Source organism: uncultured Kordia sp. (assembly GCF_947489565.1).
GTDB lineage: Bacteria > Bacteroidota > Bacteroidia > Flavobacteriales > Flavobacteriaceae > Kordia.
Genome location: NZ_CANLEA010000095.1, coordinates 1 through 218, shown reverse-complemented (window position 1 = coordinate 218; position 218 = coordinate 1). Strand labels below are relative to the sequence as shown.

General features: G+C 43.6%; 1 protein-coding gene. It reads left to right on the top strand.

The genetic code is table 11. The features are described 5' to 3' along the window. Nucleotides 1–218, top strand: a 218-nt coding sequence (locus Q0845_RS27855; RefSeq protein WP_298521253.1) for a Calx-beta domain-containing protein, incomplete at both ends; no start/stop codon positions are given.

Genomic DNA, 218 nt, shown 5'->3' with positions numbered 1-218 from the left:
GATAACGATACACCAGCAATGAGCGTAGGTGATGTAACGGTAGCAGAAGATGCAGGAACAGCGAGTGTAGCTGTAAGTATAGACAATCCAAGTAGTGTAGATACGGTAGTAAGTATCACTACCACAGATAACAGTGCAACAAATCCAGATGATTATACCACGACAACAGTTACAGCAACCATCCCAGCGGGACAAACGACAGTAGATGTAAGTATTCC